This is a genomic window from Gilvimarinus gilvus, assembly GCF_030518155.1.
Classification (GTDB): Bacteria; Pseudomonadota; Gammaproteobacteria; order Pseudomonadales; family Cellvibrionaceae; genus Gilvimarinus; species Gilvimarinus gilvus.
Genome location: NZ_JAULRU010000065.1, coordinates 1 through 306, shown reverse-complemented (window position 1 = coordinate 306; position 306 = coordinate 1). Strand labels below are relative to the sequence as shown.

At 28.1% G+C, this 306-nt stretch carries 1 protein-coding gene; it reads right to left on the bottom strand.

Annotated features, from left to right (window positions below; all coding sequences use genetic code 11):
- Positions 1-306, bottom strand: a 306-nt coding sequence (locus tag QWI17_RS00305) for a hypothetical protein (protein WP_302720507.1), incomplete at both ends; no start/stop codon positions are given.

Below are 306 nucleotides of genomic sequence, written 5' to 3'. Positions count from 1 at the left end.
AAAACAAATTCGTGTAAATAATTTGCAATATTTTTAGATTTCGAAGACTCTTTTGGTTTTTGCGCAATCATATACAATTGCTCTTTTGCACGCGTTGTTGCAACATAAAGCGTATTAATTTCATCCAATTGAACCAAATTTTCTTCTTCGTCAATCTTCGATTTTATCGCTTCATTTTTGATTGATTTTAATTCATTATTAATTCCAACATAAAATGTTTCAAACGGATTTTCTTCATCTTTTTGTAATGGAATCCAAATTTTAGAATTCTTACTTTGCCAATCTAAAAACGGCAAAATTACAACT